The sequence below is a fragment of the Actinoplanes sp. NBRC 103695 genome (assembly GCF_030269485.1).
In the GTDB taxonomy this organism is placed as follows: Bacteria; Actinomycetota; Actinomycetes; order Mycobacteriales; family Micromonosporaceae; genus Actinoplanes.
This window is the reverse complement of record NZ_BSTL01000016.1, coordinates 257744-283457: the sequence shown is the minus strand read 5'-3', so window position 1 is coordinate 283457 and position 25714 is coordinate 257744. Positions and strand designations below refer to the sequence as shown.

Here is a 25714-nt window from a genome sequence, read left to right as displayed (position 1 = left end):
CGGGGTCGAACTTGTCGACCGCTTTGATCAGGCCGACGTTCGCGGTCTGGATCAGGTCGTCGGTGGGCTCGCCGCGGCCGGAGTAGCGGTGGGCGAGGTGACGGGCCAGAGGCAACCACGCCTCGATCGCCCGATCTCGTAGCCCGGCTCGTCGTGGTCCGGCCGGCGCGGCGGTCATGGCGGCCAGAGCGGCTGCCGGTTCTTCACGCAGGGTGATCATGGTTGGGGTCCTCCATCAGCGAGCAGAGAGCCGTGCTCGCACGCGGCGACCATTCAGATCTCCTACGCTAGCCGGTCGGTTGAGTCCTGACCAGCTGAAAGTATGAGTGACGTACCGTGACTGATTATCCAATCGAGGAATTGATCCGGGGGCAATGGACGCGATAAGAGAAAGCCCTGAACCACGTCGCAGCCCTCGGTCGCGAGATAGGCGTACGTCTCCTCGTCCTCGACGCCCTCGGCGACCACCTGCAGGTCGAGCGCGTGGCCGAGCTGCACCGCCGAGCGCACCACCGCACGGTCACGGTGATCGGTCGCACTGCGCTGCACGAACGACTTGTCGATCTTCACCTCGTGAATCGGCAGTTCACGCAGCCGGCCCAGGGACGAGTAGCCGGTGCCGAAGTCGTCGATGGAGAGCTTCACCCCCAGCGCGTGCAACCGCTCGATCGTGGCCGAGCTGCCCGCCGGGTCGGCCAGGATCGTGCTCTCGGTGATCTCCAGCGTCAGCCGGTGCGGCGGGTTCCCGGTCTGCGCCAGCAGCAGCGCCACCGTCTCCGGCAGCTCCGCGTCGAGCAGGCTGTTCGGCGAGAGGTTCACCGCCACGTCCAGGTCGTGACCGCGGCGCGCCCATGCGGCCCGGCGGCGCAGTGCCAGCTCGAGCACGTGCAGGGTGAGCGGGCGGATCAGGCCGCTGTGCTCGGCCAGCGGCACGAAGACGTCCGGCGGGATCGGGCCGAGCTCCGGGTGGTGCCAGCGGGCCAGCGCCTCCGCGCCGACCACTCGGCCGGTGCGCGGCTCCACCTTGGGCTGGAAGGCCACCACCAGGTCCCGGCGCTCGATCGCGGCGCGCAGGTCGGTGATCAGGGCCAGCCGCTCGGCGCTGTGCCGGTCCGAGGCCGGGTCGTAGACGCGCAGGCCGCTGTGGTTCTCCTTGGCGGCGTACATGGCGACGTCGGCGCGCCGGATCAGGGTCTGCGCGTCGTCGCCGTGCTGCGGCGCCAGCGCCAGGCCGATGCTGGCCCGCGCGCTGACGGTCACCGGGTCCATCCGTACGCCGCGCTCCACCACCGCGCCGAGCTCCGCGGCCGCGGCCGTGGCCTCCTCGGCGCTGCCCGTGGTGGGCAGCAGCACGCCGAACTCGTCGCCGCCCAGCCGCGCCACCACGCCGCGGCCGGCCAGATGCGCGCTCAGCCGCTCGCCGACCTCGCGGATCAGCCGGTCGCCGGTGTCGTGGCCGAGCGCGTCGTTGATCTCCTTGAACCGGTCCAGGTCGAGCAGCATCACGGCCACCCCGCCGCCGGTCGAGCGCGCGGCGGTCAGCGCCTCGTCGAGCAGCTGCTGGAAGTAGCGCCGGTTGGGCAGGCCGGAGAGCGGGTCGTGCAGGGACAGGTGCCGCTTCTCCTCGACCTCGTCGCGCAGCCGGTCGACCAGGTGGGCCCGGCCCAGGGCGGTCGAGGCGTGGTTGGCGAGCGCCTGGAAGAGGGTGAGCCGCCCGGTCCCGAACGGGTCGCTGTCCGACATGCCGCCGGTGACCACGAGCACGGACCGCTCGTGCGGCGGCCCGATCGGCACCGCCATGCCGTCGCCGGCCGGGCCGCTCGTACGCAGCATCGGCTCGCCGGCGAACGCCGGGCGCAGCCACTCGTCGTCGGCCGGCCAGCCCAGCTCGGTGACCGTGCCGGTGGCCGGGCCGCGCAGCACATGGTGCCGCAGCACGCCGTCGTCGCCCGGGACGACCAGCGCCGCGTTCTCCGCGCGCAGCACGTCACGCAGCAGCCCGAGGACCACGCTGAGCAGGTCGTCGACGTTGCGGGCGCGGTCCAGGTCGCTGGTGAACGCGTACAGCTGCTGCACCTCGGCGTTGCCCTGACCCAGCCGGTCGTACGCCCGGTAGGCCAGGAAGAGCACCACCGCGACGACCGCGACCAGCGCGAGGGCCCACCGGTCCTCGATCGCCGCCGAGTAGCCGACCAGGGCGATCGTGGTGGTCACCGCGACCATCCAGACGCTGCGCAGGGCGGCCGGCAGCCGGCGCCACTCCCCCGGGTCGTCGTGCATCGCGATCACCGCGGTCAGCAGGACAGCCGCCACCACGTCCGCGATCACCATCGCCGCGTACGCCGCCAGCCAGCTCTTCAGGTCCGGCCCGGCGGCCGTCGCGTGCGGGGCGAGGGCCTGGAACACCACCACCGCCACGCTCGCCTGCACGGCCAGCAGCGCGACGTTGAAGGCCAGCTTCGCGCCCCGCTGCCGGCGCAGCAGCCGCAGTCCGAGGCCGCCGGCGAACGCCCGGGTCAGGATCACCGTCACCGGGTCGAAGGCGAGCAGCCCGAGAACCATCGGGAACTCGCTCAGGTTGATCGCGTGCGCGCCACGCCGGACGCGTACGTAGACCGTGAAGCCCTCGGTCAGGGCGAAGAGCAGGCTCAGGACGAGCAGCCACCACGCTCCGCCCGGCAGGATCGGCGCCGTCACCCCGTGCCGGGCGAACCCGGCCACCACGACGGCGGCGGCGACGGCCATGCCGGCGGTCAGCGCGCCGACCCGCACCGCGGGACTCACTGCCACGGCGCTCCCGACCAGTCCGCCGAGGCCCAGCTGCGGCCGGCCCACGACCGGCCGGCCCAGGAGCGGCCGTTCCACTGCGCGTCCGCCCAGCTGCGGCCGGCCCAGGTCGACCCGGCCCACGACCGTCCGGCCCAGGCCACCGCCGACCAGGAGCGCTGGCCCGAGATGTCGGCGCCGAACGCCTTGCCGGTCCACTGGGTGCCGTTGAACGTGCCGTCCTTCCAGCTGTTCTGCGTCTTCGAGGCGAGCGCCCAGGTGGCGGCGGTCCACGTCCTGCCGAAGATGTCCTTCTCGCCGTTGAGCATCACGTCGTTCGACGAGTCGTAGACGTGCACGCCGCCGCGCGACTTCTCCAGCGTGCCGAGACCGGTGGCGGGCAGGTTGACCTGCGGCGCGTTCGCCGGCGTCTTCATCGCCGAGGCGGCCGCGATGTCGATCTGGCCGCTGCCGCCGGCGTACGGGTCGGCGCCGGCGATCGGCTTGGCGGTCGCCGTCAGCAGCCGCTTGACCTGGTCCGGGTTGAGGCTCGGGCGCTGCTGGAGGAGCAGGGCCACGGCGCCGGAGACGACCGCGGCGGCCTGCGAGGTGCCGCTGCCGCGGAGCAGGCGCTGGGCCGGGTCGGCGGTCACGCTCAGCCTGGCGGCGGGATAGCTCCGATCGACGAACGAGCCGGGTACGCGCAGCGAGACCACCGACCGGCCGGCGGCGAGCACGTCGGCGTGCCGGACGGCGTTGCCGCGGTTGCTGAAGTCGGCCACCACGTCGTCGGCGCGGTTCTCGGTGCCGCGCGAGTCGGCGGCGCCCACCGCGATCACGTCCGGGTCGGCGGCCGGCATGGTCACGCTGTTCGCGGCGAACCCGTCGTTGCCCGCCGAGACGACCACCACGATGCCCTTCGCCCAGGCCTGCTCGACCGCGAAGGCGAGCGGGTCGAGGGTGGCGGGCTGGGTGGACTCGGTGCCGAACGACAGGTTCAGCACGCGGATGTTCAGACCCTTGTCGTTGCGGTGCTCGACCACCCAGTCGATGCCGGCGATCACCTGCGAGACGTCGCTGGCGCCGTCGGCCGAGGCGACCTTGACGCTGACGATGTTCGCGCCCGGGGCGACACCCTGGAAGCGGGCCGCGCCGGTCACGGTCGCCGGGTCGGCGCCGGCGATGATGCCGGCCATGTGCGTGCCGTGGCCGTACGTGTCCAGGTGCCGCAGGTTGGGCGCCTGCGACTCGAAGGACAGGTCCGGGCCGTTGATCACCTTGCCGGGCGCGTTCAGGCCGGCGACCGGGGTGACGCCGGAGTCGATCAGCGCGACGCCCACGCCGGCGCCGGTGAGCCGCACGCCGGTCGGGGTGTCGGTGGCGTCCGGGTCGCGTTTGTCGGCCTTGTCGCCGCCGGCGCCGCGGATCACCGGCGCGAGCAGGGTGCTGCCGATCTGGTTGAGCCAGCCCTCGCCGCTCTTCAGGCGTACCGGGGCGTCCTCGGTGACGTGCACGCCGGGCAGGCCACGCAGGCCGCGGACCACGCTGCCCGGCACGGTGGCGGCGAAGCCGGCGATGACCCCGAGGTCGCGGCGGACGGTGCCGCCGGCGTCGCGTACCAGAGTCTCCGCCGCACCGGTCGCGGTGGCGGAGTCCGCGCGGACCACCACGTCGACCGATCCGGTGGAGGCTCCGGCGGATGCCGGAACCGCGGGTGCCACGATGCCGAGGGCAAGCGCGGCAGCAGCGGCTGTACGTAGGGGACGGGCCCGCATGGGACTCCTCACGCCGTGGAGACTGTGCGGCGGTCAGATCGGCGGCTCCGTGCGCGTCTTGAGTCAATTCCGGATCAAGACCACCCGGTCGTGGTGACCGCGTGATTCGATTCCGCCCGGTCGTGGTACACAGCACCTTTAACATCCGTGCGGGAGACAGGACTACTGATGGCCATCCTCGGCATCGACATCGGCGGCTCGGGCGTCAAGGGCGCGCCGGTCGACACCGTCGCGGGCGAGTTGCTCGAGGAACGCCACCGCGTTCCGACCCCGCAGCCCTCGGACGTGTCCGCGGTGATCGACGCGGTCGCCGAGGTGGCGGAGCGGTTCCCCGGGTACGAACGGGTCGGCGTGACCTTTCCCGGTGTGGTGGTCGACGGCGTCACCCGGACCGCGGCGAACGTCGACAAGTCGTGGCTCGACGCGCCCGCCGCGCAGCTGTTCGCCGACCGCCTGGGCGCGCCGGCGACCGTGCTGAACGACGCGGACGCCGCCGGCATGGCCGAGGTGGCCTTCGGCGCCGGCCGCGGGCAGCGCGGGCTGATCATGATGCTGACCTTCGGCACCGGCATCGGCAGCGCGCTGTTCCTGGACGGCACGCTGATCCCGAACACCGAGTTCGGCCATCTCGAGCTGGACGGCCACGACGCCGAGCTGCGCGCCGCCGACCGGGCCCGCGAGGCCGAGGACCTGAGCTGGGAGCAGTGGGCGGGCCGGGTGCAGGACTACCTGCGGCACGTGGAGATGCTGCTCTCGCCGCGGCTGTTCATCATCGGCGGCGGCGTGTCCAAGAAGTCCGACAAGTTCTTCCCGCTGATCGACATCAAGACGCCGCTGGTGCCGGCCACGCTGCTGAACAACGCGGGCATCATCGGCGCCGCCGTGACCGCACAGCTGGCCGCCGCCCCGGCACCGACAAGGAGCTAGACCGCATGCCACGCACCATCGCCACCACCACGAAGGCCTCCCGCACCGAGCTGGAGGACTTCGTCCGCCCGCGGCACCACGCGATCCTGATGACCACCCGCCGCGACGGCCGGCCGCAGTCCTCGCCGAACACGTGCGGGCTGGACACCGAGGGCCGGATCGTGATCTCCACCTACCCGGAGCGCGCCAAGGCGATGAACATCCGGCGCAACCCGCGGGTCTCGGTCTGCGTGCTGTCCGACGACTTCGGCGGCGCCTGGGTGCAGGTCGACGGCACCGCCGAGGTGCTGGACCTGCCGGAGGCGCTGGAGCCGCTGGTGGAGTACTTCCGGGTGATCTCCGGCGAGCACTCCGACTGGGACGAGTACCGCCAGGCGATGCGTGACCAGGGCAAGTCGCTCATCCGGATCACGATCGACAGCTGGGGCCCGATCGCCACCGGCGGCTTCCCCGCCCGCCTGGCGGACTAGGTCCTTGTCTCGTGGATCACCCGCGTGCGAGGCGGGGTCCACGAGACGGGACCCCAGCTCACGGGCGGACCGTGTTCCGCCCGTCGTGCTTGGCACGGTAGAGCTGGATGTCGGCCTGGCCGAGCAGGTCGTCCGGGCGCGAGGCGTCGTTCGGGGTCGTGGCGGCGCACCCGCCGCTGATCGTCACCACCCCGAACGGCGAGCCGGCGTGCGGGAGATCGAGTTCGACGACCGCCTGGCGCAGCCGGTCACCGACCTGAGCGGCCAGGGTCAGGTCGCAGCCGGGCAGGACGACGACGAACTCCTCGCCGCCGTACCGGGCGAGCAGGTCGCCGCCGCGGACGTGCCGGTTCAGCGCCTCGCCCACGAGGCGCAGGCAGTCGTCGCCGGCCAGGTGGCCGTACTCGTCGTTGAACTGCTTGAAGTGGTCGACGTCGAGGATGATCGCGGAGATCTCGGCGCCGGGCCGGGCCCGCCACTCGCGTTCCAGCATCCCGCTCAGCTGGCGCCGGTTGGCCAGGCCGGTGAGCGGATCGGTGCTGGACAGCAGCTCCAGCCGCCGGTTGGCGGTGGCCAGGGCGTTGGTGCGTTCCGCGACCTTGCGCTCCAGCGAGGCGTAGAGCTGCGCGTTGTCCAGTGACACCGCGAGCTGACCGGCGATGTGGGCCACCGCGTCCAGATGGCCGCCGGAGAACGCGGCCCGGGTGTTCCGGTTCTCCAGGAGCAGCATCGCCGTGAGCCGGCCGCGGCTGTGGATCGGGGACACCAGCAGCGAGCAGCGGTCCTGGCCCGCGAAGTAGGGGTCGTGCCGGAACCGGTCGTCCCGCACGGCGTCGTCGATCACCAGGGGCTGCCCGGTCCGGCCGGCGTAGCGCACCACGCTGAACGGGATCGGGGCCTCGGCGCCGGGCTCGTCGTCGGCCACCGGCCGGAACCAGCCGTCGTCCCGGCGCAGCAGAACCCGCGCCGCGGTCGCCCCGGCCAGGGCGCACAGGGTGCCGGAGATCCGGGCGAGCAGCCCGGACATCGTCGTCTCCGAGCTCAGCGCCTGCGACGCCGCGACGATGCCGATCATGTCGATGGCATCCGTGGCGGCGCCGGCGTCCGCCCGCCGGAGCGACGGGTGCTCCTGCTCGAGCCGGTCGATCTTCGCCGTCGCGCCCCACTTGCGGTAGTGCGCGGCCGCGTCCTCCAGCAGCGCCGCCGCCGGTCGTCCGGCGCCGAGGGACCGGTAGAAGCCGGCCGCGCGTTCCGCGATCAGGCCGGAATGCCAGGGCCTGCTGTGCCGGTCCGCCGAGCGGCGGGCGGCGTCGAACGCCCCGGCCGCGGCGGCCGGGTCGCCGCGCAGGGCCGCCCGCTCCGCCTCGACCAGCTCGCACAGGTGCGACAGGTGACCCGGCGCGTCCGCGCACCGGGCGGCGAACCAGGCGGCATGCTCGTCGAGCTCGGCCAGCACCTCCGGCGCCGGGGTCGCGCGGTGGGTGGTCACGCAGGCCAGCGCCCGGGTCAGGTGCGCGGCGACCGTCAGGTAGGTGGGCACGATGAACGGCATCAGCGGCGCGACCGCCCCGGCATGCCGGACCAGCGCCGCCTCGTCGCCCATGACGGCCGCGGCGACGGCGGCGCAGACGTGCACGTTCGCGGCCGCCGTCGGGTTCGCCGCCAGCGCCGCCAGGTGCTCCTCCTGGTCGAACCCGTCGCCGGTCAGGCTGCCCGGCGCCGCGGTCTCGCCGCGCATCGCCCGGCCGAGCTGCCGGTACGCGATGAAGGCGTCGTGTGCCTGGGTGTTGCCCACCCGGGCGGCGTACGCCATCGCGGTCTCCGCCTCGGCGACCAGGTCACCCACCGTGGGACCGCAGTCGAGCAGGTCGGGCAGGCTGACGTAGAAAGTGCTGGCCGCGAACTGCATGCTGCCGCCGCGGGTGAGCCCCTCGTGCGCCCGGCGGGCCTGCCGGACCAGGTCCTCCAGCGGCTCGAACCAGGGTCCGCTGCCCAGCGCGTAGAGGAACAGCGCCTCGGAGGTTCCCGGCTCGTACCCGCGCCGCCGGCCGACCTCCAGGACCCGGCGGACGAAGCTGTTGCCTGTCCGGTAGTCCCCGCGCAGCGCCGGAGTCACGAAGCAGACGTTGCCGAGCGGACCGACCAGGGCCGGGGCCGGGCCGTACGCCGACCACAGACGCACCGCCTGCAGCACGAGCCACGCCATGGTGACCTGGTCGGAGAAGAAGGCCGCGGGCACGGTCCGGCTGATCGCCCCGGCCAGTGCCACGATCCGGGGGTCGCCGTACTCCGGCCGGGCCAGGTCGTCGGCCGCCGTGCTGCCGGCCGCCAGGGCGTACAGCTCGGTCAGCCCGTCGGCGACGCCGGCGCCCAGCTCGGCGGGCTCCGACGGGACCTCGAGGCCCAGCGACCGCAGCGTGGCCAGGCCCAGATCCACCGCGTCCGCCATCCGTCCCCGGCTGGTCAGGCTGGTGATCTGGGTCGCCGACGCCTCGGCGGTGGCCGACGGGTCGGTGCTCAGCCGCGTCAGCCAGGCGAACACCGCGTCGGCCTCGTCGAGGCGGCCCGCGCCGGTGAGCGAGCCGTGCCACGCGACGGCGACCCGCAGGACCGTCCCGTCGTGCTCACCGGGGCGGCCGGCGGCCAGGTCGCGGTCCGGGGCGAGCAGATCGAGCGCGCTCACCAGGTAGCGCTCGCGCAGCACGTGGTTGGCCAGCACCAGCGCCTCGTCCGCGGCCTCGATGAACAGGCCGGCGATCCGCCGCCGCTCGGCCGGGTCGCCGACGACGGCCATGACGTGCAGGTACTGCTCCGCGGCGACGGTGGCGAGATCCGGGACCGCCGCGACCCGCCGGGCGACGGTCAGGCGCAGGTCGGTGAGCTCAGGACCGGACAGCCGGGCGACGACCGCCTGCTGCACCCGGTCGTGCCGGAAGGCCGGGGCGCCGTCGGCGCCGGCCAGCAGCAGGCCCGCGTCCCGGGCGGGATCCGACAGGCGGTCGAGGTCACCGGGTGCCAGGCCGGCGGCGACGGTCAGCGACCGCGGCGTCAGGCCGCCACCGAGGCAGGCCATGGTCGTCAGCAGCGTGACCGTCTCGGGCGGCAGCCCGCCGATCCGGTCGTCGAGGAGGCCGGCGACGTCACCGGCGCCCAGGTGCCGCCGCACCGCCGCGGCGTCCCAGTGCCAGCCGTCGTCGCCCAGTCGCAGGACCTGCTCGCGGCGCAGAGCGTCGACCATCTCGACGGCGTCGAACGGGTTGCCGCCGGTGGGCGGATGGAGCAGGGTGGCCAGGTCGCGCGCCGCCGCCGGGCCGGTGCGCAGCATGGCCGCCAGCATGTCCGCCAGCTCGGGCACGTCCAGTCCGGTCAGCGCCAGCCGCGGCGGCGAGATGCCCAGTCCCGCCCAGCGTTCCAGCACGGCGAGCAGCGGTTCGCCCGGCTCCTCGTCGCGGTAGCAGCCGGCCACGAGCACCCCGGCGAGACCGTCGTCGGTGAGCACCGCGTCGATGAAGCTCAGCGGCAGCGGTGTCGCCCACTGCAGGTCGTCGAGCACGATGACCACCGGCCGGTCGGCGGAGGCGACCGACCGCAGGATCGCCAGCGCGGCCTGCTGCAACCGCGGCCCGAGCAGGGCCGGGTCCGGGCCGGCGGTGTCCGGCTCCACCCCGAGCAGCACGGTCAGCTCGGGCAGGGGCCCGGCGGCGAGACCCGCGTTCGGGCCGAGGTCGTCGAGCAGGGCGCCGCGAACCGCGTCGAGCCGATCCGCCGGCTCGGCGAGCAGCCGCCGCAGCAGGGCCCGGAGAATCTGCTGGACCGCGTCCGCGCCGAAACCCTGCCGGAACTGCTCGAACTTGCCGGTGACGAACCAGCCGCCGGCGCGGGCGACGATCGGGCGCAGCTCGCCGGTCAGGGTGCTCTTGCCGACGCCCGGCCGGCCGGTCACCAGCACGGCCCGGCTCCCGCCGGCCATCGCCGCGGTGAAGGCGGCGGCCAGCGCCGCGGACTCGGCCGCGCGGCCCGCCGGACGTGGCGGCGCCGAAAGCCGGGGCGGGAAGTCCCGCTCCCCGAGCGGGAAGTCACCCGCGGTGGGCGACTCGCGCAGCCGCCGGAGGTCGTAGGCGAGGCCCTCGGCGCTCTGGTAGCGCCGGTCCGGCTCCTTCTCGAGCAGGCGCATGACGATCGCCGACAGCATGGCCGGCACCCGCGGCTCGACGACCGCCGGCGGCTCGGGCAGCCGGGTCAGGTGGGCGTGGATCAGGTCGAGGGGATCGTCGCCGGGGAACGGCGGACGTCCGGTGGCGAACGCGTACAGGGTGGCGCCCAGGCTGTAGAGATCGGCGCGGTGATCGAGCGGCCGGCCGGTCCGGCCGGTCCGCTCCGGCGCGGCATAGGTCAGCCCGTCCGCCGCGGCGATGTCTCCGGACCCGGCGTCTCCCCCGGACCCGGCGTCGATCAGGACCGGTGTGCCGTCCCCGTCCGCGACGATGGTGGCCGGGCGGACGTCATGATGAACGGCACCCCGCCGGTGCAGGGTTGCCAGGGCCTCCGAGATCCGCACGGCGAGATCGAGCAGTTCGCCGACCGGCATCGGGCCTTCCGAGTCCACCCGCGCCATCTTTCCGCACTCGGGGGGAAAGATGAGCCTATTGCAGCGAATCCACGGCGGCCTCGACGCCCAGCAGGTAGTAGAGATCGTCGCGGTGCATCCCGGCGACCGGCTCGAGCAGATCCGGGTGGCGCATCAGCATCGTGGCCACCCGGTCCTTCTCGTCGGGGCTGATCAGTGTGCGGAACTCGCCGCCACGGCGGGCGTGCGGGCGCGGACGCGTCTCCGGGACCGGCATCGCGGCGACCACGGCGTCCACGCCGCGACGGGCCAGCGCCGGGTCGGCCAGCAGGCAGGCGGCCCAGCTCACGACCACCTCGTCCACCCAGGTGCGCCAGCCCTCCTCGGAGGCGAACTCGTCGTCCGGCTCGGAACCGGCGCGCCAGTCCAGCACCGCCGAGCCGCCCGGCCCGGCGATCGCCACCAGCGCGGCGTCGATCACGGTCGGATAGCGCAGCCACGCCGCGACGGTGACGGCCTGCCGGGCCTGCTGCTCCGCGCGAGCGTGCGACGGCCCGTCTTGTGCCGCCGGCGGGTACGCCCGGGCGAGCCAGTGCGCGCTTGCCGCAATGACCGGCGACAGGTCGCTGGACGGTCCCGACACGGTGGTGTCCCCTCGTCGGCGCATGCCCGGCGGGCCCGCGTCATGGCTCACCACTCGGCTGCCGGGGCCCGGGGTTGAGTAGGGTCACCTCGATGGCACCCCAAGGCAACCGGCGCGCAACCGTGGCCGCCGAAACCGCCTCCGGCATCGTCGAGCTACGGCCCGACCCGGCCTTTCCGCGGGCGTGGACGCTGCTGGTGAACGGGGTGGCCCAGTCGTACGTCGATCTGGCCGACCCGGAGCATCTGGACTTCTCCTACCTGACGCTGATCGGCGTCGTGCTGCGCCGGTGCGCGCCGGCGGGCGTACCCCTGACGGTTCTGCACCTGGGTGGCGGCGGCCTGGCCCTGCCCCGCCTGCTGGACCACCTGCGGCCCGGCTCCGCGCAGCGGGTCGTGGAACGCGACGCCGACCTGGCGGCGATGGTCACCCGCCTGCTCCCGCCGCCGCCGGCGATCGAGATCGTGATCGGCGACGCGCGCGAGCGGCTGGCGGCCGAGGAGCCGGGGCGCTACGACGTGATCGTGTCCGACGTCTTCGAGGGGGACCGGCCGCCGCCCAGCGTGACCACCACCGGCTACGCCGAGGCCGCCCGGCGCGCGCTGAAGCCGGACGGCCTGCTGGTGGTGAACGTGGCCGACGTGCCGCCGCTGGCGCACACCGCGACCCAGGTGGCCACCCTGCGCGCGGTCTTCCCGGAGGTTCGCGCGTCGGCGTCGGCCGGGATGCTCCGCGGCTGCCGGGCGGGCAATGTGATCCTGCTCGCCGGCGCCGCGATCCGGCCGGCGGCCGGCCCGCTGGTCACGGGCCCGGAATGGGAGGATTTCGCCATCGGTGCGATGCCCCTCCTCGATGAGCCCGCCTGAGCGCCCTCCGGTAGGTTGAGAACTGTCGCGGGCGGTCTGTTTGCGAACGCTCCACTGCGGAGAAGTTCCTGTTAACGCCCGCATCCGTCACGGCCATTCTGATTACGGTGGAGATCATGACCGGACGCTTTCCCATCGAGGACGTAACCCCGTCGGTGTCCTGCGGCCGCTACCCCGCGAAGGCGGTGGTCGGTGAGCTCGTCCCGGTCTCGGCGGTGTCCTATCGCGAAGGACATCACGCGCTCGGCCTGAACGTGGTATGGCAGGGCCCGGACCGGCACCACGAGCCGTTCACCCGGATGCGTCCCGGCGCGCCCGGCCTCGACGAGTGGCACGGCGTCATCAAGCCGGACACGGTCGGCCGCTGGACGTTCACCGTCGAGGCGTGGGACGACCCCTACCTGACCTGGCGCAACGCCGTGGTCAAGAAGATCGGGGCCGGGCAGGGCGTCGAGGACCTGGCGAACGACCTGGCCGAGGGCGCGGACGTGCTCGACCTGGCGGTCAAGATCGTGCCGGAGAAGGACCAGGAGCTGGTCCGCGAGGCGGCGGCCACGCTCCGGGACGACCAGCGGTCGCTGTTCTCCCGGGTCTCCCCCGCGCTCGACCTGGAGGAGCTGCTCTGGGAGCACCCGGTCCGCCAGCTCGTCACCACCACCCGGTCGTACGCGTTGTGGGTGGACCGTGAACGCGCGCTGTTCTCCGCCTGGTACGAGTTCTTCCCGCGGTCCGAGGGCGCCGAGATCGGCCCGGAGGCGACGCCGATCAAGCACGGCAGCTTCCAGACCGCGAAGGGCCGGTTGCCCGCCGTCGCCGCGATGGGCTTCGACGTCGTCTACCTGCCGCCGATCCACCCGATCGGCAAGATCAACCGCAAGGGCCGGAACAACACGCTGGTGGCCCGCCCGGAGGATGTCGGCTCGCCGTGGGCGATCGGCTCCGACGAGGGCGGCCACGACGCGATCCACCCCGACCTGGGCACGCTCGACGACTTCCGCGAGTTCATCGCCGCCGCACACGACAACGGCCTGGAGATCGCGATGGACCTCGCCCTGCAGGCGGCGCCGGACCACCCGTGGGTCACCGAGCACCCGGAGTGGTTCACCACGCGCGCCGACGGGACCATCGCGTACGCCGAGAACCCGCCCAAGAAGTACCAGGACATCTATCCGCTGAACTGGGACAACGACTACCGCGGGCTGCGCGACGAGGTGTACCGCGTGGTGATGCACTGGGTGCACCAGGGCATCAAGATCTTCCGCGTCGACAACCCGCACACCAAGGCCCTGAACTTCTGGCAGTGGCTGATCGCCAAGGTCAAGGACGAGGACCCGGATGTATTGTTCCTCGCCGAGGCGTTCACCCGGCCTGCCATGATGAACGGACTGGGCAAGATCGGCTTCACGCAGTCGTACACGTACTTCACCTGGCGCACGACGGCCTGGGAGATGAAGCAGTACATGCAGGAGCTGCTCGCCTCCATCGACTGGATGCGCCCGAACTTCTGGCCGAACACCCCGGACATCCTGCCGCCGCACCTGCAGACCGGCGGCCCGCCGATGTTCAAGATCAGGATGGTGCTGGCCAGCATGCTCTCGCCGTCCTGGGGCATGTACTCGGGACTGGAGCTGTACGAGCATGTCCCGCGGCCGGGCGCGGAGGAGAACATCGACAACGAGAAGTTCGAGCTGAAGCCGCGGGACTGGGCGGCGGCCGAGCGGGCCGGCCGGTCGCTGGCGCCGTTCATCACCCGGCTCAACCAGATCCGCCGGCAGAACCCGGCCCTGCGGCGGCTGCGCAACCTGCGCTTCCACGAGATCGACAACGACTCGCTGCTGTGCTTCTCCAAGCGGGACGAGGAGACCGGCAACACCGTGCTGGTGATCAGCTCGTTCGACTCCACGAACGTGCAGTGGGGCAACACCGTGCTGGACATGCCCGAGCTGGGGATGGACTGGCACGACCGGATCATGGTCACCGACCAGATCACCGGGGCCACCTACGAGTGGGGGCAGCACAACGCGGTCCGGATCGACCCGTACGTCGAGCCGTCGCACATCTTCGTCGTGCATCGGCGCGACTAGCTCTTGATTGAGATCCAGCGGCTGGGGTAGGTGGAACAACAATGGACCTGACGGAAGACCTGGACCCGCTCGCGGACCACGATCCGAGCGACGGCAGCCACGTCGAGGACGGCGTGGTGGAACACCCGACGGCCGACGACTTCGAGCACGCCCGCGCACTCCCGGCCGACCGGACCTGGTTCCAGCGTGCCGTGTTCTACGAGGTGCTGGTCCGTGCGTTCTACGACTCCAGCTCGGACGGCTCGGGTGACCTGCGCGGGCTGATCGAGCGGCTGGACTACCTCCAGTGGCTCGGCGTTGATTGTTTGTGGCTGCCGCCCTTCTACCAGTCCCCTCTGCGTGACGGCGGGTACGACATCAGCGACTTCTACCGGGTGCTGCCCGAGTTCGGCACCGTCGAGGATTTCGTGGCGCTGCTCGACGCGGCGCACAAGCGCGGCATCCGGGTGATCACCGACCTGGTCATGAACCACACCTCCGACCAGCACGCCTGGTTCCAGGAGTCGCGGCACGACCCGGACGGGCCGTACGGCGACTACTACGTGTGGAGCGACACCGACGACAAGTACTCGGACGCCCGGGTGATCTTCGTCGACACCGAGGAGTCCAACTGGACCTTCGACCCGGTGCGGCGGCAGTTCTTCTGGCACCGGTTCTTCTCACACCAGCCCGACCTGAACTACGACAACCCCGACGTACAGAACGCCATGCTCGACGTGCTGCGGTTCTGGCTCGACCTGGGCATCGACGGGTTCCGGCTGGACGCGGTGCCCTACCTGTTCGAGCGCGAGGGCACCAACGGCGAGAACCTGCCCGAGACGCACGCGTTCCTCAAACACTGCCGCAAGGTGATCGACGACGAGTTCCCCGGCCGGGTGCTGCTCGCCGAGGCCAACCAGTGGCCGTCCGACGTGGTCGAGTACTTCGGCGACCCGAAGACCGGCGGCGACGAGTGCCACATGGCGTTCCACTTCCCGCTGATGCCGCGCATCTTCATGGCGGTCCGGCGCGAGTCCCGCTTCCCGATCTCGGAGATCCTGGCGCAGACGCCGGCCATCCCGGACATGGCGCAGTGGGGCATCTTCCTGCGGAACCACGACGAGCTGACGCTCGAGATGGTGACCGACGAGGAACGTGACTACATGTTCTCGGAGTACGCCAAGGATCCGCGGATGAAGGCGAACGTCGGCATCCGCCGCCGGCTGGCGCCGCTGCTGGAGAACGACCGCAACCAGATCGAGCTGTTCACCGCGCTGCTGCTGTCCCTGCCCGGGTCGCCGGTCCTCTACTACGGCGACGAGATCGGGATGGGCGACAACATCTGGCTCGGTGACCGCGACGGCGTGCGTACGCCGATGCAGTGGACCCCGGACCGCAACGCCGGGTTCTCCACCGCCAACCCCGGACGGCTGTATCTACCGGCCAACCAGGACCCGGTGTACGGCTACCAGGCGGTCAACGTGGAGGCCCAGCGGGACAGCTCGACATCCCTGCTGAACTGGACACGGACCATGCTCGCCGTCCGCCGCCGGCACGACGCCTTCGCGATCGGCACGTTCCGGGAGCTCGGCGGTTCCAACCCGTCGGTGCTGGCGTTCCTGCGCGAGGACGAGGACGATGTTGTGCTCTGCGTGAACAACCTGTCCCGGTTCCCGCAGCCCATCGAACTGAATCTGCAGCACTGGGCCGGATACACGCCGGTGGAGCTGACCGGACACGTCAACTTCCCCCGCATCGGGCACCTGCCGTACCTGCTGACGCTCCCTGGGCACGGCTTCTACTGGTTCCAGCTCTGCGGCTCGGAGGAGAAGCAATGACGCTGCCCTACGCCGAGTGGCTGCCCCAGCAGCGCTGGTACGCGGGCCGCAGCCGGATCCTGGAGTCGGCCGAGCCGGCCGTCACCACCGCGCTGCGGGAAGACCTCGACCTCGTGCTGCTGGACGCCCGCTACACCGACGGCAGCTCGGAGCGCTACCAGATCCTGGTGTCGTGGAACTCCGGGCCGATCGTCGAGTACAGCGCGGTCGCCACCATCGGCAACGACGGCGAGCGCACCGGCTACGACGCGCTCTACGACCCGTCGGCGGCGCAATACCTGCTGTCGCTGATCGCGGCCGGCGAGACGGTCGGCGACATCGTCTTCCAGCCGGAGCCGGGCACGACGCTGCCGGTGAACGCCTGGCCACGGGTGTTCGACGCCGAGCAGAGCAACACCAGCGTGATCTTCGAGCAGGAGGCGATCCTCAAGATCTTCCGGCGGGTGCAGTCCGGGATCAACCCGGACGTCGAGCTCAACCGGGTGCTCGCCCGGGCCGGGAACACGCACGTCGCGCCGCTGCTCGGCTCGTTCGACGCGGGCGACGCCCCGCTCGGCATGATCACCGCGTACGCGGCCAACTCCGCCGAGGGCTGGGCGATGGCCACGGCCAGCGCCCGGGACCTCTTCGCCGAGGACGCCGAGCTGCGCGCCGACGAGGTGGGCGGCGACTTCCAGGGCGAGTCCTACCGGCTGGGCGAGGCGGTCGCGTCGGTGCACGCCACGCTCGCCGCCGAGCTCGGCACCAGCGAGGCGTCGTTCCCGGTGGAGACGGTGCTCGCCCGGCTGGCCACGGCCGTCGCCGCGGTGCCCGAGCTGCGCGGGGCCGCGCCGGCCATCGAGGAGCGGTTCCGCAAGCTGTCCGGTGAGCCGGTCACCGTGCAGCGCGTGCACGGCGATCTCCACCTCGGCCAGGTCCTGCGTACGCCGCCCGCGTGGCTGCTGATCGACTTCGAGGGCGAGCCCGGGCAGCCGCTCGACGAACGGCGCACCCCCGACTCACCCCTGCGGGACGTGGCCGGTGTGCTGCGCTCCTTCGAGTACGCCGCCTATCAGCTGCTCGTCGAGTCCGACGACCACGACGAGCACCTGGCGGCCCGCGCGCGCGAGTGGGTGGACCGCAACCGCACCGCCTTCTGCGACGGGTACTCGGCGGCCAGCGGCTCGGACCCCCGCGTGCAGGGCAGCCTGCTCGCCGCCTACGAGCTCGACAAAGCGGTCTACGAGGCCGCGTACGAAGCCCGGCACCGCCCCGGATGGCTGCGCATCCCGTTGCGCTCCATCTCGCGGCTGGTCGCCTGAGAACCCCCAAGAGGAGTGCCATGACCGTGCAGCCGAGCACGCCGTCCACCGCCGCCGATCCGCGCGCGATGAACGCGGTGATCGCCGGGGACACCCACGACCCGCACGCGATCCTGGGCGCTCACCCGGCCGGCGGCAACACCGTCGTCCGTACGCTCCGCAAGGGCGCCGAGGAGGTCACCGTGGTGGCCGGCGGCGAGCGGACGCCGATGGTGCGGGTGCACCCGGACGGCATCTTCGCCGCCGAGGTGCCCGGCTCGGTGTTCGACTACCGGCTCGACGTGGACGGCACCGAGTTCGACGACCCGTACCGGCACCCGCCCACGCTGGGCGAGCTCGACCTGCACCTGATCGGTGAGGGCCGGCACGAGAAGCTGTGGAAGGTGCTGGGCGCGCAGCCGCGGGACACCGGCGTGGGGTTCGCGGTGTGGGCGCCGGGTGCGCGCGGCGTGCAGGTGGTCGGCGACTTCGCGGGCTGGGGTCCGTACGACGGGTGGCCGATGCGGTCGCTCGGCTCGTCCGGCGTGTGGGAGCTGTTCGTCCCGAACGCGCACTCCGGCACCAAGTACAAGTACAAGATCCTCGGCCGGGACGGGGTGTGGCGTGAGCACGCCGACCCGCTGGCCCAGCACACCGAGGTGCCGCCGGCCACCGCGTCGGTCGTCTTCGAGTCGTCGTACGACTGGCAGGACGCCGAGTGGATGTCCGAGCGCGCCACCCGGCAGTGGCACCAGGAGCCGATGAGCGCGTACGAGGTGCACCTCGGCTCGTGGCGGCCCGGACTCTCGTACGTCGAGCTGGCCGACCAGCTGACCGACTACGTCGTGGAGATGGGCTTCACACACGTCGAGCTGATGCCGGTGATGGAGCATCCGTTCGGCGGCTCGTGGGGCTACCAGGTCACCGGCTACTTCGCCCCGACCTCGCGGTTCGGCACCCCCGACGAGTTCCGCCACCTGGTCGACAAGCTGCACCAGGCCGGCATCGGCGTGATCCTCGACTGGGTGCCCGCCCACTTCCCCAAGGACGAGTGGGCCCTGGCCCGGTTCGACGGCAGCCCGCTGTACGAGCACGGCGACTGGCGGCGCGGCGAGCACCCCGACTGGGGCACGTACGTCTTCGACTTCGGCCGCAAGGAGGTCCGCAACTTCCTGGTGGCCAACGCGCTCTACTGGTGCGAGGAGTTCCACGCCGACGGCCTGCGGGTGGACGCGGTCGCCTCGATGCTCTACCTGGACTACTCGCGCAAGGACGGCGAGTGGACGCCGAACCAGTACGGCGGCCGGGAGAACCTGGACGCGATCAGCTTCCTGCAGGAGATGAACGCGACCGTCTACAAGAACAACCCCGGCGTGATCACGGTCGCCGAGGAGTCCACCGCGTGGCCGGGCGTCACCCGCCCCACCCACCTGGGCGGCCTGGGCTTCGGCTTCAAGTGGAACATGGGCTGGATGAACGACACCTTGTCCTACATGGAGAAGGAGCCGATCTACCGGCAGTGGCATCACCACCAGATGACCTTCGCCACCGTGTACGCCTGGAGCGAGAACTACATCCTGCCGATCAGCCACGACGAGGTCGTGCACGGCAAGGGTTCGCTGACCGGCAAGATGGCCGGTGACCAGTGGCAGAAACTCGCCAACACCCGTGCGCTGCTCGGCTTCATGTGGAGCTTCACCGGCAAGCAGCTGATCTTCATGGGCGCCGAGATGGGCGACGAGCGCGAGTGGAGCGAGGAGCGCGGCCTCGACTGGAACCTGATCGCCGACGAGTCCCGCGGCGGCGTCCGCCGGCTGGTCCAGGACCTGAACACGGTTTACAAGCGCACGCCGGCGCTGTGGACGCAGGACACGTCGCCGAGCGGCTTCCGCTGGATCACGTCCGAGGACAGCCAGCACAACACGTTCTCGTTCCTGCGCTTCTCCCCCAGCGGCGACATGGTGGCCGTGGTGGTCAACTTCGCAGCGGTCCCGCACGAGGGTTACCGCATCGGCCTCCCCCGGCCGGGCCTGTGGCGCGAGGTGATCAACACCGACAGCACGCTGTACGGCGGCTCGGGCGTCGGCAACCTCGGCGAGGCCCACGCGGAGGAGATCCCCTGGCACGGCATGAACGCCAGCGCCTCCCTGCGGATCCCGCCGCTCGGCGCCGTCTGGCTGCACTTCGAGGGCTGAGCGCGGCAACGCGGAAGCGAGGGACGCCACGCGGCGTCCCTCGCTCACTCTGCGGAGCTCACCAGGGGAAATACCACCCCTTGGTGTAGTTGTCGGTGATGCCGACGGGCGGGCCGATGCCGAGCGATGCGCCCGCGTTTCCGTTCACGGCGTAGACCTTGCCGTCGTCGGACCTCGTGACGACCCCTTCCGCGACCACTCCCCCTTCCCAGCCGGCGGAGACGGATTCGCTGTCGCCGTACTGCTGTTCGAAGGTTCCGTTGGACCCGAACATGCCGATCGACGCGTTGACCCCGATGCCGGGAGTCACTCCGCGGGAGCTCGTGAGCAACCCACCCCAGCCGTGGTCGTCGTACGCGAGACAGGCCGCCCAGCTGTTCGTCGTGCCACGGGAGTAGCCGAAGTTGAGGCACACACCCATCGACTTGAGCCAGCCCTCGGATCCGCTTCGGCCCAGACTCCGTTCGGCCGCCGGGCCGGCCGGTCCTATCTTGGGTATGTTGCCGCCGGTCGGTGGCGTACCGCGGTTGTCCCGTCGTACCTGGTTCGCCTTGGTGGCGCAGAAGTTGAAGTCGTTCCTGGCGCAGGACTTCCCGCCGTTGATGTCGTGGATGAAGCCGTCCTCGCCTTCCCAGCACACCGGACCGGTGTTGTCCTTGTGGCAGGCGGTGACCGGCCCGAGCACCTTCATGCCGGCGTCGCCCTCGCATTCCGAGGCGCGGACCGGTCCCTTGCCGCCGCCCGGAACGCCGTAGGTGACGTTCGTGCAGCCGTAGTGGTCCTCCACCTTGCCCTGGTGGACCTTGTAGGTGTGCGGCGTGCTCTTCCTCTTCGAAACCCCCATCTTGGGGTTCCCCTGGAAGTACTCCTCCTCGACGATGTCCCGGTGCGCGACGGTCTCGATCTTGTCGACCGGGAGCTGCGGGTTGGCCTTGCAGTCGCCGTCGGGGCACTTGACCTTGCCGTCGGGGTCGGTGTCGGTGACCGGAGACGCGCCGGCGTAGGTGTAGCCGTTGAGGGACTGCGGGTCGGCGTTGTCGAGGATCGGGTCGACCGAGAGGAAGCGGCCCAGTTTCGGGTCGTACTCGCGGGCGCCCAGGTGGACGAGGCCGGTGCCGTCGACGATGCCGTTGACGAAGCCGTGCCGGTTGTCCCACGCCGGGTTCGGACCGCGGGCCCCGCCGTAGGGCAGGGACCGCCGCCGGGTGACCGCCATCGTCGCGCTGTCCACCGACGCCGTCCCGGTGGCCTGGTGGTCGGCGACCTGCCACGAGACCTTCTGCGTAGTGCGGACCGCCACCACCCGGCCGGCCACCGCGTAGGAGCGGACACATGTCGGTGCGGCGGTGCCGGTGGCCGTGCACTCGCCCAGGTCGGTGAAGAGCGTGCTGCTGTCCGGACCGTGCTCGACGAGACGGTTGCCCTCCGCGTCGTACACATAGGAGGTGGTCCGGCCCGCCTCGAGCACCGACGCCAGGCGGCCCTCCGGATCCCAGGTCAGAGTCTGGGCGCCGGGGCGGGTCAGCACGTTGCCGTCCGGGTCGTACGTGTAGGTGTCGGTCTTGGTTCCGCCCGGTCCGGCCGTCTTCACCGACGTGGCCGCGTGGGCCCGCGGCTTGCCGGCCTCGGGGTAGGTGAGCGTCTGGGTGGTGTTCCCGGCCGCGGCGTGGTCGACCTGGGTCAGCCGGTTGCCGGTGGCGTCGTGCGTCCAGCTCTGCCAGTACGGCGCCGGCCCGCCGAGGGCCGACACCGCGGGAGCGGCCGTGCAGTCGTTCACGGCCGGTGTCCACGCCTCGGTGAGGCGCTCCAGCCTGTCGTACCCGAAGCACTGCCGGTCGTCCGGCCCGCTGGCGTACTGGCTGGTCAGGTCGGCGATGCCGAGCATGTTGCCGGCCTGGTCGTAGGTGTAGTGCGCGTCGGTGATCACCTCCGGGTCCACGTCGCCGTAGCCGGCGTGCTCGGTGACCCGGCCGGTCGCCTCGTCGTACGCCCACTCCTCCAGCAGGTCCTGGCCGGCGGCGTTGGTGCGGATCAGCATGCCGAGCCGGCCGGCCTGGTCGTACACCGCCTCGTTGAGGTAGGTCGCGGCGCCGGTCAGGCTGGTCGTCTGGCCGGTCGGGTTGTAGCCGTACGTGAGGGTCTCGGCCGGCAACCCGCCCATCGCCGGGAGCGTCGTCGCCCGCGGTGAACCGTCCGCGTGATAGGTCTGCGTCATCTCGTACGTGCCGGCCAGCTTGCCCTCGCTCGCCGGGATCGTGACCACCTTGCCGGTCGGCCGGTTCGCCTCGTCGTAGCCGGTGACGGCGGTGCGGTAGGCGTTGTCGCCGACGTACCGGGTGGAGCCGGTCGGATAACCCTTGAGCAGGGTGTCATAGTCCCAGGACGCGAGTTTCGGCCCGGTCGCCGTGCTCTGCCGGATGCTGGTCCGGCGGCCCAGTTCGTCGTAGGTGTAGGCCAGCGTCCCGCCGCGCGCGTCGGTGAACGTGGCGAGCTGGTCCTTCTCGTCGTACGTCCGGGTGGTGACGCCCTTGTCCGGGTCGCTGGTGGCGATCAGCCGGTCCCGGTCGTCGTACGTCCACGTCCAGATGTTGCCGGCCTCGTCGGTCAGCGTCGCGGGCTTACCGGTCGCGGTGTACGTGTACCGGGTCCGGTCGTACGCGTCGGCGCTCTTGTACTGCCGCAGTTCGCTCTGCTGGCCGCGGGCGTCGACGTACAGCGTGGTGGCCGTTCCGCCGGCCGGTGGCGTGGTGTCGGTGTGGTCGCCGCCGTAGGTGTGGGTGGTGTGCCACAGTTCGGCGCCGGACGCCTTGAGGCTGGTCTTCGCGATCCGCCCGGCCGGGTCGTACTCGGACCAGGTGGCCGACTGCGGCTCGCCCTCCGGGACGAAGAGTTCCCCGCTCGGCGCGCCGGCCATGAAGTACGGCGCGGTGCTCTTGCGGACCTTGCCGCGGGTGTCGTAGCCGACATCGGTGATCATGCTGCCGCCGCCGACCGCCGGGGTCTGGGTCTGCCGTTCCCGCATCAGCCCGTCGTAGATCTGGTACGACGTCAGGTATCCGGTGCCGGCGGTGTTCAGGCGGGCGACCGAGGTGACGGCCGGCGCGCCGGAGCGCACGTCGTAGGTGAACTTGACGTTCGGGTTCTCCGACCGGGTCCGGCCGGGCGCCCACACGGCGGCCAGCCGGCCGAGCGGGTCGTAGGCCGACTCGGTCCGCCGCCCGTTCGCGTCGACCTCCAGCGTCGGCAGGCCCCGGCCCGGGTCGACCGTGGTGCTGGTCGTCCAGTCGAGGGCGTTGGTGACGGTGGTGGTGATCAGCGGCCCGCTCTCCGGCGTGTACGCCGTCGAGGTCTTCCGGTCGAGCGAGTCGTACTGGTCCTCGACCCGGCCGTACGCGTCGTAGGTGGCGCGCATCGCCTGCTGGAAGACCGGCGCGTCGTTCTTCCAGCCGACCATCTTCTCGACCTTGACCTGGTCGCCCTTCCCGACCGAGGCGCCGCCGTCGTAGGCGACGCGGACCCGCGACAGGGTGTCCTTGGCGCGGTCCGGCGTGGCCCCGCAACGCACGCCGACGGTCTCGATCTCCGCCGGGTACGCCAGCGCGTGCGTGTTCACGTTGGCCGCGAAGGTGATCCGGGTGCACCGGTCGTCGGCCGTCGTGGCCACGTCACCGGTGTCGTCCTTGCGGGTGATCCGCCCGGTCGGGTCGGCCGAGCCGTCGTCGTAGTCGAAGGTGTTGGTCACCTTGCTGGTCCGCCAGCCCCGGCCACCGTCGAGCGCGGTCTTCACCGTAGTGGTGGAGGCCCCTGTCGCGTACGCCTGCACGACCACCTCGTTGCGCTCCCGGGTGGCGATCGGGCCGTGCTGCCACGGATCGGTGACCGTCTTGGTCACGACGGGCGCCGCGTCACCGGTGCCGTTGTAGACGATGACCTCCCGGGTCTGGCCCTGCCGCCACGCCGAGTCGGGCAGCGCCACGCCGTCCGAGTCGGTGACCGAGACGGAGCGGCTCCCCTTGTTCGGCAGCTTGTCGCGGTCCATGCCGCGGAAGTAGAGCGTGTCGGTCTGGGACTGCACCTGGCCGGACTCGCCGGTGGTCACGCGGACCCGCCCGTAGCCGCGGTACTGCCCGTACGACCGCTTGGCCGGCGCGACGAACTCGGCCTCGTCGTAGTGCCAGGAAGGCTCGTCGAGGTAGCGGTAGCCGGTCACCGAGGCCGGGGCCCCGCCGGTACGGTCGGCCTCGGTCACGCTGCTCACCACGTACTTGTGGAAGTAGTCGAAGCCCGGCTGGCTCTGTCCCGGACGGGTCCAGTAGACCGGGTAGCAGCGCTTGTTGTTGTCCTGCGGGGTGGACGGCATGCGGCTGCCCACGGCGCAGTCCTGGCCGGCGTAGGTCACGCTGGTCACCCCGCCGGTGGCGGACTCGATCGACGAGATCCGGTACCGGATGATCGGCTCCAGCGTGTTCGACCGGTCGACCCGGTTGTTCATCGGCACCGCGTTGAAGGTGACCGCCGGCAAGGTGACCGAACCGCCGACGAGCCCGGTCTGCGCGATCGAGCCCAGCCACATGATCTTGGCTCGGCCGTCCCCCGGGTCCTTGTAGACATGGTTGAGCTTCCACTGGTCCACCTCGGCCATGGTGCTGCCGCGCAGCACGAAGGTGGTGACCGTGGACAGCCGCCGCTGGGTCCAGAAGGTCGGCGAGTAGACGCCGGGGCAGCTGCTCCCCGAGTCGCAGAGCTGGTCCATCGGCACATCCGGCCAGTTCGCCGCGTTGGTCTTGGTCAGCGTGCAGGTCGCGCCCGCGGTCACGCACCGGTTCTCGGCGCCGAAGACCGTCTTCATGGGTACGGTGCCGGTGAAGCGGCTGTCGGCGCCGCCCTCCCGGCGTGTCCCGTACTCGATCCGGTTGATCGTGCCACCGCGGACATAGCCCGACACCGTGCCGTCGGTACGGTTCCGCGCGTAGTTGTTCGTCTCGGTGTCGTACCAGACCGACATGGAGTTGCCGTGCGGGTCGACGACGTAGTCGAGATTCCACCGGTACGCCTGCATGCACCAGGACGCGGCGAAACCGGCGGGCTTGTTGCACCGCTCGCGGTCCTGGTTGCCGAAGACCGGCACGGTCCAGGCGCTGGACGTGACCGGGGCGTCGCCGCTGTGCCCCGGCAACTTGTTCAGCCCGAAGAAGTACTGCACACCGTCGGTCGTGGTGACCCTCCAGTGCTCGCCCTCGAAGGCGCCGTTGTCCGCGCCGAAGACCCGCTCGACCTTGGTGCCGTCGTCGTTGCGCAGGTGCCACCGATCGGGGTTGCCGCTCTCCTGGATCAGCTCGCCGCCGTGCGCGCCGAGCGACAGCGTCGCGTTGTCGCCACCCCAGCACAGGTCGCCCACGTTCGCCTGGCCGTCATCCGAGCACGCCCGATAGCTGCGGGTCACCGAGCCGGACCACAGGTCGAAGCCCTCACCGGCCCAGGACGGCTGATTGTTCGACGCGGCGGTGCGCCCGTCCAGGCTTCCCGAGCTGTAGCCGAGCGCGAGCTGCGGCCCCGGCCCGCCGAGCGGCGGCGGGGTACGCATCGGGTACTGCCAGTTGAAGTCGCCGCTCGACCCACCGGCCGACCAGGTGCCGGAGGCGGCCGGGCTGGACGCCGAGAAGTCGCCGCCGGACCCGGCCGGGTCGGAGGCGAGCGCGACGACCGCCGTGGCGCCGGCCAGCTCGACATCGGCCGAGGCGACGCCCTTCGCCTGGTCGTTGGTGGTGGCCAGCGGGACCGGCCGGCACGCCGGATCGGCGGGCTTGGTGGCGGCGCAGTCCGGCACCCGCACCAGGTGCAGCCGGTCGGCCCAGCCACCGCCGTACGCATCCCGGAAGCCCGCGTAGTCGATCTCGACCGAGACCTTCCCCGCCGCCGGGGCGGCGAGCCGGACCATCGGGCCGGACACCCCGGCCCGCTGCGACTGCCCGCGGTCCAGCATGGTCACCGTGACCCGGTCGGGGCCGGCCGTCCGTCCGCCGACCCGGACCGGGAGGGTGCCCGCGACCCGGCGGCCGGAGGTGCCGGTCAGCGCGACCCGCGCGGTGCCCGCGGCCGGCCAGGTCACCTTCGGCACGGATCGCATGGTGTTCTTCGCGCTCGGGTCGATCGGGGGCGGCGCCGCTTCGGCGTACGCGCCCTTCTGGGCCTTCATCGACCGGTAGGCGGACGGTTCAGCGGCGGCCGCGGCCGGTTGCGGCGGCACCGCCACGATCGGACCGAGCAGCAGCAGGCTGAACACGGTGATGATGATGCTTCGACGCACGACTTTCCCCCGTATCT

13 protein-coding genes are annotated in these 25714 nt (G+C 71.8%); 7 read left to right on the top strand and 6 right to left on the bottom strand.

The window, feature by feature from the left end:
* The 3 genes from QSK31_RS28935 to QSK31_RS28925 form a co-directional block, all read right to left on the bottom strand.
* The coding region (locus QSK31_RS28935) for a sigma factor (protein WP_285687607.1) at positions 1–220 on the bottom strand (220 nt) is incomplete at its 3' end.
* A gap of 62 nt (positions 221–282) precedes the next feature.
* Entirely contained in the window at positions 283–2865 is a 2583-nt protein-coding gene (locus QSK31_RS28930; protein ID WP_285687605.1) for a putative bifunctional diguanylate cyclase/phosphodiesterase, read from the bottom strand.
* A complete protein-coding gene (locus QSK31_RS28925) occupies positions 2781–4487 on the bottom strand; it encodes a S8 family serine peptidase (RefSeq protein WP_285687604.1) in 1707 nt (568 codons plus the stop codon). The genes QSK31_RS28930 and QSK31_RS28925 overlap by 85 nt, the downstream gene beginning before the upstream one ends.
* 222 nt (positions 4488–4709) lie before the next feature.
* Here QSK31_RS28925 and ppgK point away from each other — a divergent pair, with 222 nt between their 5' ends.
* Together ppgK and QSK31_RS28915 are read left to right on the top strand one after the other, a co-directional pair.
* Positions 4710–5468, top strand: a complete 759-nt coding sequence (ppgK, locus tag QSK31_RS28920) for a polyphosphate--glucose phosphotransferase (RefSeq protein WP_285687602.1) — start codon at positions 4710–4712, stop codon at positions 5466–5468.
* Positions 5469–5473: 5 nt separating this feature from the next.
* Positions 5474–5938, top strand: a complete 465-nt coding sequence (locus QSK31_RS28915; RefSeq protein ID WP_285687601.1) for a PPOX class F420-dependent oxidoreductase — start codon at positions 5474–5476, stop codon at positions 5936–5938.
* 58 nt (positions 5939–5996) lie between these two features.
* Here QSK31_RS28915 and QSK31_RS28910 read toward each other — a convergent pair whose 3' ends face one another.
* A complete protein-coding gene (locus tag QSK31_RS28910; protein WP_285687600.1) occupies positions 5997–10544 on the bottom strand; it encodes a diguanylate cyclase domain-containing protein in 4548 nt (1515 codons plus the stop codon).
* Between the two features lie 37 nt (positions 10545–10581).
* Positions 10582–11148: a hypothetical protein gene (locus QSK31_RS28905; protein WP_285687599.1), complete on the bottom strand. Its 567-nt coding sequence runs from the start codon at positions 11146–11148 to the stop codon at positions 10582–10584.
* A gap of 92 nt (positions 11149–11240) precedes the next feature.
* Between QSK31_RS28905 and QSK31_RS28900 the strand changes: the two genes are divergently transcribed.
* From QSK31_RS28900 to glgB, 5 genes are all read left to right on the top strand, one after another.
* Positions 11241–12014, top strand: coding sequence for a spermidine synthase (locus QSK31_RS28900; protein WP_285687598.1), 774 nt, complete (start codon positions 11241–11243; stop codon positions 12012–12014).
* A gap of 116 nt (positions 12015–12130) precedes the next feature.
* Positions 12131–14098, top strand: a complete 1968-nt coding sequence (locus tag QSK31_RS28895; protein ID WP_285687597.1) for an alpha-1,4-glucan--maltose-1-phosphate maltosyltransferase — start codon at positions 12131–12133, stop codon at positions 14096–14098.
* A 41-nt stretch (positions 14099–14139) separates the two neighbouring features.
* Positions 14140–15915, top strand: coding sequence for a maltose alpha-D-glucosyltransferase (gene treS / locus QSK31_RS28890; RefSeq protein ID WP_285687596.1), 1776 nt, complete (start codon positions 14140–14142; stop codon positions 15913–15915).
* Positions 15912–17216 (top strand): maltokinase N-terminal cap-like domain-containing protein, encoded by a 1305-nt coding sequence (locus tag QSK31_RS28885; protein ID WP_285687595.1) that lies wholly within the window; start codon positions 15912–15914, stop codon positions 17214–17216. The genes treS and QSK31_RS28885 overlap by 4 nt, the downstream gene beginning before the upstream one ends.
* A gap of 68 nt (positions 17217–17284) precedes the next feature.
* Positions 17285–19390, top strand: coding sequence for a 1,4-alpha-glucan branching protein GlgB (glgB, locus tag QSK31_RS28880; RefSeq protein WP_285687618.1), 2106 nt, complete (start codon positions 17285–17287; stop codon positions 19388–19390).
* A 58-nt stretch (positions 19391–19448) separates the two neighbouring features.
* Here glgB and QSK31_RS28875 read toward each other — a convergent pair whose 3' ends face one another.
* Positions 19449–25697: an RHS repeat domain-containing protein gene (locus QSK31_RS28875; RefSeq protein WP_285687594.1), complete on the bottom strand. Its 6249-nt coding sequence runs from the start codon at positions 25695–25697 to the stop codon at positions 19449–19451.
* Between the last annotated feature and the right edge of the window lie 17 nt (positions 25698–25714).